Consider the following 9,276-nt stretch of genomic DNA (forward strand, 5'->3'; position numbering starts at 1 on the left):
CCGTCACGAACGCTCATCCTCCAGGCCCCAGAACACGACGTCGACGACCCGGGCCGCCAGCCGCATGAGCCGCCGGGTGTCGTCAACCAGCTGGGAGTGCTGGTCATGCCGGTACCCCAACAGACCGGCGACGGCTGCGAGCTCCCGGTAGTCGACGGGGAGGGTGTCGCCGGCTCGTCCCCGCACCAGCGTGATCGCGTTGCGGACCCGGCTGACGTGCAACCAGGCCTCCCGCAGCGTGGCTCCGTGCTCGGGGGACAGCACGCCCACCCGCTCGGCTGCCTCGAGTGCCATCAGGGTCGAGGAGGTGCGCAGCACGGGATGGGTCCCGGCATGCTGCAGCTGCAGCAGCTGGACGCTCCACTCCACATCCGTCAGTCCACCCGTGCCCAGCTTGAGGTGACGTGTTCGATCCGCGCCGGAAGGGATCCGCTCGTTCTCCATCCGCGACTTCAGCCGTCTGATCTCTGCCACCTGAGCGGCGCTCAACCCGGATCGCGGGTGACGAAGCCCGGAGACGCCGTCACGGACCGACTCGGCCAACCGGAGCTCCCCGGCCACCGGCCTCGCCCGCAGCAGTGCCTGCGCCTCCCACACCGCGGCCCAGCGCTCGTAGTAGGTCAGGTACGACGAGACCGTGCGCACCAGTGGGCCACCCCTGCCCTCCGGGCGCAGGTCGGCATCGACCACCAGACCGGGATCCGGGCCCGGTTTCCCGATGATGTCACAGGCGCGCCGTACCAGCCGGGTGGCCGCCTCCACCCCGTCGGGACTGGAATCATCGGGGATGACGAACATCACATCGGCGTCGGAGGAGTGGCTGAGCTCGCCGCCGCCCAGGCGACCCATGCCGATCACCCCGACCGGAGGACCGTCGACCTCCAGGCGCGCCAGTTCGAGCCCCGCATCCAAGGTGGCCTCCGCCAGGTCCGACAGGGCCTGCCCGACCACCACCACGTCGGCGGTGCCGAGCACATCCCCCAGGGCGATGCGACACAGCTCCGAACGACGCAACGCCCTGACCGAGGCGATGGCCGTCGCGTGATCCGATGCCCGGGCGATGGCGCGGCCCATGGCCCCGGTGAGCAGGTCCCGGGAACGGGGTTCGAGATCATCCGTGTGGGCCAGCAGCTGCACCATCTCCGGTGCACGCATCAACAGGTTCACCACGTAGCGGCTGGAGGAGGCGATGTGGGCCAGACGTTGCGCCATCCAGCCCTCGTCCCGCAGCGCCCTCATGTACCACGAGGTGGTGCCGAGTGCGTCGGAGAGCTGCCGGAAGGCCAGCAACCCGAAGTCCGGGTTCGGCCCCTCGGCGACCCAGCCGAGCATCGCGGGCATGAGCTGGCGTTGGATCTCGACGGTGCGGGAGGCACCTTGGGTGAGGGCCTGGATGTGGCCGAGGGCCGCCCTGGGGTCCTCGAACCCCAGCACCCGCAGCCGTTCCTGGGCGGCCGTGGTGGACAGCCGCAACGCATCGGAGGAGATCCCGCTCACGGCATCCAGCAGCGGGGAGAAGAAGATCCGTTGGCGGAGCCGCTCCACCGACCTCGTGGAGGACCTCCAGGCGGACTGCACCTCATCCGGTCCGCGCCCCAGGGTGCGCCCCAGGTGCACCCATCCCTGCTCGTCGTCGGGGACGAGGTGTGTGCGACGCAGTCGTCGCAGCTGCACCCGGTGCTCCAGCACCCGTTGTGTGCGGTAGGCCTCGACCATCGCGGCCCCGTCCGCACGTCCGATGTAGCCGTGTTCGGTCAACGCCTGGAGGGCCTCGAAGGTGCCGCGTACCCGGAGCCGCTCGTCACCACGCCCGTGGACCAGCTGCAGCAGCTGGACGCTGAACTCGGTGTCGCGCAACCCGCCAACACCCAGCTTGATCTCCCGATCGGCCTCCTTCGGCGGGATGAGGGAGATGACCCGCTGTCGCATGGCACGTGCCTCGGCCAGGAATCCGTCTCGCCCTGCGGCCTGCCACACGAGGGGGGCCACCATGTCGCAGAAGGCCTGACCCAGGTCCTGGTCCCCGGCGGCGGGTCGCGCCTTGAGGAGGGCCTGGAACTCCCAGTTCTTCGCCCAGGTGCGGTAGTAGGTCTCGCAGGAGGCGAGGCTGCGCACCAGCGGCCCGGCCCTGCCCTCGGGCCGCAACCCGGCGTCGAGCGGCCAGATCGTGCCCTCAGCGGTGTGTGCTGAGCAGATGCGGGCCAGTGCCGCGGCGACCCCGGCACCGATCTGCATCGCCTCGTCGGCATCGGCACCATCGGCGGGTTCAGCGATGTGGATGACGTCCACGTCCGAGACGTAGTTGAGCTCTGCGCCCCCGGCCTTGCCCATCGCCAGGACCGCGAGTCGCACCTTCTCCGACCCCGGCACCTCGGCCCGGGCACGTTGCAGGGCACACTGCAGCACGGCATCGGCCAGGTGGGTGAGTTCCGCCGCGACCTGATCCACGACCTGTTCCGGATGGGGATGGGTGAGGTCGAAGGCGGCGATCTCGACCAGTGCCGCGAGGTTGGCGCGTCGCAACAGGTCGGGATCGACGACACCGTCGGCCCCCAGGGCTCGCTCCTGCAACTCCGTCCGCCGCGCCTGCCCCTTCAGGTCGGGCTCCGTCGCGAGGCACTCGATCTGCTCGGTACGGCGAGCCAGGAATCGCGCCAGGACCGAGGAGCCCCCGAGCACCGCCAACAAGCGGGTGCACCATCCCTGATCAGCCACCACACGCGACAGCAGCCCGGGTGCGGCCTCGTCGATCCGGGCGAGGAGCTCCAGGGCCTGGTCACGATCAGCGGCGACCTCGAAGAGCGTCAGGTCCAGCGGCGGGGCCTGTCCCAGACGCCTCGTCCAGCCCTCCCACACCCGCGCAGCGCCACTCGGGGAGTCGAAACCCCGGCGGGCGAACTCGCCGACGGTGGTGTTGAGCCTGCTCACGGCAGCAACCCTACCCAGCCTACGATGACGACATGTTCCGTCCGGACCCACGCACCCTGACCGCCCTGGAGAACCTGGCGGACCGACTTCCCCCGGCATCGGCGGAGTCGCTGCGCGAGGCGATCCGTACCGCGCTCGCCGCCTCCCGCCCCGACCTGACGGATGCCCTGCTGTGTGCTGCGACCCTCAGCCCCGATCTGGACCGGGTGCTGCGCGCTGCCGCCTGCCGGGCGACGGCGGCCAGGCTGGCCGCCCGACACCCGGGCGGCACCGTCGAGTTGCGGGTACCACCGTTCACGGCCGTGCAGGTGGGTTTCGGCGACGGCCCCCGGCACACCCGCGGCACCCCGCCCAACGTCGTCGAGATGACCGGCGAGGTGCTGCTGGATCTCGCCACGGGACGTGTTTCCTGGGAGGACGCCGTCGTGTCGGCCTCGGGAGTTCATGCCGCCCGACTCGCCGAGGTGTTCCCGCTCACAGCACCGTGATGTGACGCTCGACCTCCCACGGCGTCACCTGCTGGCGGTAGGCGTCGAACTCGGCACGCTTGTTGCGCATGAAGTACTCGAAGACGTGTTCCCCGAGCGTCTCGGCGGCCAGTTCGGAGTTCTCCATGAGTCGAAGTGCCGAATCCAGGCTGCGGGGCAGGGCCTCGATGCCGAGTGCCCGGCGCTCCCGGTCGGTGAGCCGCCACACCGCGTCCTCGGTCTCCTCGGGCAGTGGGTACTCGTTCTCGATCCCGGCCAGGCCGGCGTTCAGCAGCAGGGCGAAGGTCAGGTACGGGTTGCAGGCCGAGTCCATGGCGCGGTACTCGATCCGGGCCGAGCTGGACCTGGCCGGGGAGAACTGGGGGACCCGGATCAGGGCGGACCGGTTGGACCTCCCCCAGCAGGCATAGGTGGGGGCCTCGGAGCCCCGCATCAACCGTTTGTAGGAATTGACCCACTGGTTGGTCACGGCGGTGATCTCCGGGGCGTGCCGCAGCAGCCCTGCGACGAACTGGCGGGCCGTCCGGGACAGCCGGTACTCATCGGCGCCGTCGTGGAACACATTGGTGTCCCCCTCGAACAGCGACATGTGGGTGTGCATGCCGGACCCGGGCTGCTGCGAGAAGGGCTTCGGCATGAAGGTCGCGTGGATGCCCTGCGAGACCGCGACCTCCCGGATCACCACCCGGAACGTCATGATGTTGTCGGCCATCGTCAGGGCATCCGCGTACCGCAGGTCGATCTCGTGCTGCCCGGGCGCCGCCTCGTGGTGACTGAACTCCACCGAGATGCCCATCTGCTCCAGCATCGTGATGGCATCCCGCCGGAAGTCCGTACCGACCCCGAGGGTGGTGTGGTCGAAGTACCCACCGTCGTCCAGGGGGACCGGCGGATTCAGCTGACTGAGCAGGAAGAACTCGATCTCGGGGTGGATGTAGAAGGTGAACCCCATGTCGGCGGCCTTCTTCAGCGCCCGCTTCAGGACGTACCGGGGATCCGCGAAGCTCGGGGAGCCGTCAGGAAGTTTGATGTCGCACAACATGCGAGCGGTGCCACGCTGGCTCTGTCGCCAGGGCAGGACCTGGAAGGTCGATGGATCCGGGTGTGCCACCATGTCCGACTCGTAGACGCGTGCGAACCCCTCGATGGCGGAACCGTCGAACCCCACACCCTCGGCGATGGCCCCCTCCACCTCCGCAGACGCGATCGCCACGGATTTCAGCGAGCCCAACACGTCGGTGAACCAGAGACGAACGAACCGGATGTCCCGCTCCTCCATGGAGCGGAGCACGAACTCTGTCTGCCTGTCCATGCCCCATAGTGTGCCCCAGGTGGGCGACTCCCGCGGTGCGGCCCGCGAAGGGTGGCCCACAAGGCCTCATAATGGGCGTCATGGCAGAACCAGGCTGGTACCCGGATCCGGAGGGCTCAGGCGAGCCCCGGTACTGGGACGGGGCTGCCTGGCAGGCCGACCACGATGCCCGGGACAGCACCGGGAAACCTCTGTGGCCCCTCATCGCCGGGATCCTGGTCGCCACCCTCATCGTCATCGCCCTCGTGTGGCAGCCGTGGCGGAGCAATCCGTGGGCACTGCCGACGGACACGAACTCCGCGTTGCCGTCAGGAACCCAGTGGAATGAGCTGGAGCCGACCGAGACCCCCACCTCCCCACAGCCCACCGACGGTGCCGGACGCCCGGTGGCGTGCCCCATCGCCGAACCGGACGTGCGAGACCCGCAAGGCGGCTGGTACGTCTCCGGCGGGATGAAGTACCAGGCCGTCCCCGGCTGGAGGGACGACGGGGGGTGGGCCATCGACTTCGCCACGGAGCGCTCCGGGCAGCAGGACAGGGTCGCCAGTTCATGGGTCGCGATCACCGCCATCGGGCAGATCGACACCAAGACGTTCTCGGGTGACACCAGGACCGCGGCACAGCAGCTGATCTCCTGCATGAGCACCTCGTACTACTACAACACCCTGAGTCACGTGGAGACGCTCGAGGACCGCGAACACGTCACCAGGGACGGGGTCAGGGGGTGGCTGATCCGGGCCAATTTCTGGAACGAGCCGGGCAGTCAACCGGTCAGCGGTGACGAGGTCGTCGTCCTCATGACCGAGGTCGGTGTCGAGGGACACTTCACCCTCTTCCACACCCAGGCCCCCATCGAGGATCCCCGGCGCAAGGAACTCGTCGCGACCTGCCTGGACTCGCTCCAGCGTGCCTGAGGCATCGCCGTGTCGAGCCGAGGACACCGAGGCCCTACGATGAAGGCATGTCAGCACCAGGGTGGTACCCGGATCCACAGGACCCGCATCAGCAGCGTTTCTGGAACGGTTCACAGTGGACCGGGCAGACCCATCCGACGTCGCCGCCCTCGTCCCCGGTCGTCGAACCGGATCTCGAGCAGTTCACCCCTCAGCCCCTTCCCGCGGGCACGTCGGCAGTGCGCAACAACGCACCCCTGGTGTGGCTGGCTGTCACCGTCGCCTTCGTCCTGGCCCTGAGCGCAGGATGGTGGGTGCTGCTGGGACGGCACAGCACCACTGCCCCGGCCCCTCACCCCCCGGGCACCCCCACCGGGATCACCACCACCGCCGCACCGGCCCCCAGCACCGGGAGCCTCCCACCCGGTGTCGATGCCTCCCTGGCCGCGGATGCCACGGTCGAGATCGGCGATGTCCTCGAGGAGGAGAGGTCGTGCCCGCTGACCAGCCCAAGTGCCCGGGGCGAGCTGGACGGCGACGGCATGCTGGCTGCGGCAGGGGTCCGGATGCCCCTGCCCGATGGTTTCGAGGCGCGCATGGTGCCCTACGGCTTCATGCACGAGTCGAATTCCGCGACCAAGCAGTACGAGTCGCGCTGGATGTCCTCGGTGACCCTGGGGTCCCTGCGTGTCGAGGAGGGCTTCGTCTCCCCCGGCCAGAGCGTGATCCGGGTGGCGCGGTGCATCCTGGGGGACAGGGCCCTCTACCCGAAGGGCACCACGGGCACCGTGATCAGCCTCGACGGCGTCTCCGGGACAGCAGGCACCTGGCTGCAGCTCGAGGTCCCCGTCACCGGGGTCGAGGGAGTCGACCACGACGACCTGGCGATCGGAACGATCATCCTGGACGACAGGATGGTCGTGGTCGTCGTCGTGGCGGCCGGACACGATCCTGATGCGGCCACGGCGATGTGGAGTGCCATCAACCAGCTGGAGTTCTCATGATCGACGTGCTCGCCCTGGACGTGGGACAGACCGGTGTCCGCTCCGCCCTCGACAGTGCTGGCCGAACCGTCGACGGCCCCGAGCTCCCGGGGATCGTCGCCAGCAGACCGTTGTTGCCGCAGATCGCCGATCGCATCACCGCCGTCCTCGATGGTCGGCGGGTCGACGCCGTCGCCATCGGCGCATCCGGTCTCGGGGCCGAGGACTCCGCCCGGACCTTGGCAGCGTTGCTGGGGAACAAGGTGGGCTCGGTGTCCATCGCGCACGACTCGATCACCAGCTACCTGGGTGCACTGGGAGATGTCTCCGGTGCGGTCGTTGCGGCCGGGACCGGGGCAGTGACCCTGGCCGCCGGTCCGGACGGAGTACGTCGTGTTGACGGCTGGGGACACCTGCTGGGCGACGAGGGGGCCGGCTTCTGGATCGGACGGGAGGCCCTCTCAGCCGTGTTGAAGGCCTTCGACGGCCGCGGCCCGACCACCACTCTGACCGAGGTGGCACGTGCCGAGTTCGGGGACCTGGCAACGCTGTACCTCGAGGTGCAGTCGGATCCGGAGCGGGTCTCGCGTGTCGCCGCATGGGGCCGTCACGTCGCGGAGCATGCCGGGAGTGATGCCGTGAGCGCCGACATCTCCAGGCGTGCCGGTGCCGCCCTCGCCGCCTCGGTCGCAGCCGGGCTCCGCGGGGTCGGCGCGGATCCCGTGGCCAGCCGCGTGGGCAATGTGTTCCGCAACCCGTTGATCGCCTCCTCCTTCGCCTCTGAGCTGACCAGGCTGGTGCCCGGGGTTGAACTGCGGGAGGCCATCGGGAACGGTCTGCGAGGTGCGACCCTGCTGCCGGGGCTCGCTCCCGGCTCACCACTGGCCGGGGTCACGGACCACTACACTGTGACGGCGTGAGCCCCGTTACCCCGCACCACGTCTCGCCCAGGTTGGACGTCCCGTCCCGTATCGCCCGCCCCGCCTACGTCGGTCGACGTGCCCCGGAACGCTACACCGGCAGCGACGTCCAGACGCCCGAGGTCATCGAGGCGATGCGTGAGGCCGGTGCCATCGCCTGCGAGGCGATGCACGAGGCCGGTCGGGCCGTCGCCCCGGGGGTGACCACGGACCAGCTGGACCGGATCGTCCACGAGTACATCCTGGACCATGGGGCCTACCCCTCCACCCTCGGTTACCGGAACTTCCCCAAGTCCTGCTGCACCTCGGTCAACGAGGTGATCTGCCACGGCATCCCGGATGCCCGTCCGTTGGAGGACGGGGACATCGTCAAGATCGATGTCACGGCCTTCAAGAACGGGGTGCACGGTGACAACTGCTACACGTTCCTGTGCGGCGATGTCGACGAGGAGTCGCGGCTGTTGGCGGAACGCACCCAGGAGGCCATGAACCGGGCGATCCGCGCGGTGAAACCGGGGCGGACCACCTCGGTCATCGGCACCGTCATCGAGTCGTACGCCAGACGTTTCGGCTACGGCGTGGTACGTGACTACACCGGCCATGGGGTCCACACCGCCTTCCACTCCGGCCTGGTGATCCTGCACTACGACGAACCCCGGTACGAGACCCTGCTGAAACCGGGGATGACCTTCACCATCGAGCCGATGCTCACCCTCGGCGACCAGGCCTCCGAGATCTGGGACGACGGCTGGACGGTGGTGACCAGGGATCGTTCCCGCGCTGCCCAGTTCGAACAGACCATCGTCGTCACCAGCACCGGGGCCGAGATCATCACGGCCCCACGAACACCCTGATGACCGACGAGTCCTCGCACGCCGACCTGTTGCGTCACCGCACCTACGGTGGCTGGTCCGTGCAGCGCCCGGAACACGGTACCCTGGGCCGGTACAGCCCGGACATGACCCGGCTGGTGCCCGACGGCGTCTTCGAGCTGCGGCTGCGGCTGGACCGCGCCGCCTACCAGCTGTACCGAGAGGCCGGGGTCGGGCACGAGCAGGCACTGCACAACGCACTGCTCTGCCCGTCGTGGGCCGGACTGCACAGCGCCGCCGCACTGGGCGTGTGGGAGATGGAGATCCAGGCCCCGCCCAGTGACCGGGTCGAGATGGTGGCCATGCTCTGGCCGGACGACGACCAGGAGTGGCCGAGCGGGGAGATCAACCTCATGGAGGGCCGCATCGGGACGGGTGAGACGATGACCAACCTGCACTGGGCCGACCCCCTGAGTGGTGCTCCCGCGCACGACCCGAAGATGGTCCCGGTCGACGTGACCAGGCCTCACCGCTACGCCGTCGAGGTGGGCGAGACGACGGTGTGCTGGTACCTCGACGGAACTCTGCAACGGAGGTTGGAGACCCCACACGCCCCGCACACCACCCGGGTGCACATGGTGGTCCAGGCCGGGGTCCACCGCTCGATCCTGGATGACTGGCACCCCGACCTCGAATGGGAACAGACCATCCTGCTCCGCCCCCTCCGCGCCCCGGGCTGAATGGTCTCCCGACGCAAGGAGGGCAGGGACCCCGCACCGGATCAGTCGACGGCGACACCGACGTCCTCCAGCACCGAGCACAGCGGGATGAGCCATCGGTGACGTTGAGGGGACGAGTCGGCCTGTAAGCCGGAGACTCCCTGCAACCTGCGAAAGACCCTTGTCAAACGACAGTTGACCCCTCCATTGGGGCCTGCTCG

Annotated in this window: 8 protein-coding genes; 6 read left to right on the plus strand and 2 right to left on the minus strand. The window is 69.1% G+C overall.

The window, feature by feature from the left end; translation table 11 throughout:
- Positions 1 to 3 precede the first annotated feature (3 nt).
- On the minus strand, positions 4 to 2,928 hold the full coding sequence (locus tag EII34_RS13970; protein ID WP_124845783.1) for a bifunctional [glutamine synthetase] adenylyltransferase/[glutamine synthetase]-adenylyl-L-tyrosine phosphorylase: 2,925 nt from the start codon (positions 2,926 to 2,928) through the stop codon (positions 4 to 6).
- 32 nt (positions 2,929 to 2,960) lie between these two features.
- On the opposite strand from EII34_RS13970, the gene EII34_RS13975 reads away from it, so the two are divergent.
- Positions 2,961 to 3,416 carry a sterol carrier family protein gene (locus tag EII34_RS13975; RefSeq protein WP_185711354.1) on the plus strand — a complete coding sequence of 152 codons (456 nt, stop codon included), beginning with the start codon at positions 2,961 to 2,963 and terminating at the stop codon, positions 3,414 to 3,416.
- Here the strand turns inward: EII34_RS13975 and EII34_RS13980 are convergent.
- Entirely contained in the window at positions 3,403 to 4,695 is a 1,293-nt protein-coding gene (locus tag EII34_RS13980; RefSeq protein ID WP_185711356.1) for a glutamine synthetase family protein, read from the minus strand. The genes EII34_RS13975 and EII34_RS13980 overlap by 14 nt on opposite strands.
- Before the next feature lie 113 nt (positions 4,696 to 4,808).
- Between EII34_RS13980 and EII34_RS13985 the strand changes: the two genes are divergently transcribed.
- From EII34_RS13985 to EII34_RS14005, 5 genes are read left to right on the plus strand one after another with little or no spacing between them, the layout of a single operon-like run.
- Complete coding sequence (locus EII34_RS13985) at positions 4,809 to 5,642, plus strand: DUF2510 domain-containing protein (protein WP_185711355.1); 834 nt, start codon at positions 4,809 to 4,811, stop codon at positions 5,640 to 5,642.
- Between the two features lie 47 nt (positions 5,643 to 5,689).
- Positions 5,690 to 6,625 carry a DUF2510 domain-containing protein gene (locus EII34_RS13990; RefSeq protein WP_124845786.1) on the plus strand — a complete coding sequence of 312 codons (936 nt, stop codon included), beginning with the start codon at positions 5,690 to 5,692 and terminating at the stop codon, positions 6,623 to 6,625.
- Complete coding sequence (locus EII34_RS13995) at positions 6,622 to 7,524, plus strand: N-acetylglucosamine kinase (protein ID WP_124845787.1); 903 nt, start codon at positions 6,622 to 6,624, stop codon at positions 7,522 to 7,524. Before EII34_RS13990 ends, EII34_RS13995 begins: the two co-directional genes overlap by 4 nt.
- The gene (gene map, locus EII34_RS14000; protein ID WP_124845788.1) at positions 7,521 to 8,378 is read left to right on the plus strand and encodes a type I methionyl aminopeptidase; all 858 of its coding nucleotides are present in this window, start codon (positions 7,521 to 7,523) and stop codon (positions 8,376 to 8,378) included. Before EII34_RS13995 ends, map begins: the two co-directional genes overlap by 4 nt.
- Positions 8,378 to 9,076, plus strand: coding sequence for a LamG domain-containing protein (locus EII34_RS14005; RefSeq protein ID WP_124845789.1), 699 nt, complete (start codon positions 8,378 to 8,380; stop codon positions 9,074 to 9,076). Before map ends, EII34_RS14005 begins: the two co-directional genes overlap by 1 nt.
- The last annotated feature ends 200 nt before the right edge of the window (positions 9,077 to 9,276 follow it).

Source organism: Arachnia propionica (assembly GCF_003859805.1).
GTDB lineage: Bacteria > Actinomycetota > Actinomycetes > Propionibacteriales > Propionibacteriaceae > Arachnia > Arachnia propionica_C.

Excerpts from the sequence above, each read along its gene's own strand:
- EII34_RS13975 (WP_185711354.1), top strand. The coding sequence starts at position 2,961 with ATGTTCCGTCCGGACCCACGCACCCTGACCGCCCTGGAGAACCTGGCG.
- EII34_RS13980 (WP_185711356.1), bottom strand. The coding sequence starts at position 4,695 with ATGGAGGAGCGGGACATCCGGTTCGTTCGTCTCTGGTTCACCGACGTG.
- EII34_RS13985 (WP_185711355.1), top strand. The coding sequence starts at position 4,809 with ATGGCAGAACCAGGCTGGTACCCGGATCCGGAGGGCTCAGGCGAGCCC.
- EII34_RS13990 (WP_124845786.1), top strand. The coding sequence starts at position 5,690 with ATGTCAGCACCAGGGTGGTACCCGGATCCACAGGACCCGCATCAGCAG.
- EII34_RS13995 (WP_124845787.1), top strand. The coding sequence starts at position 6,622 with ATGATCGACGTGCTCGCCCTGGACGTGGGACAGACCGGTGTCCGCTCC.
- EII34_RS14005 (WP_124845789.1), top strand. The coding sequence starts at position 8,378 with ATGACCGACGAGTCCTCGCACGCCGACCTGTTGCGTCACCGCACCTAC.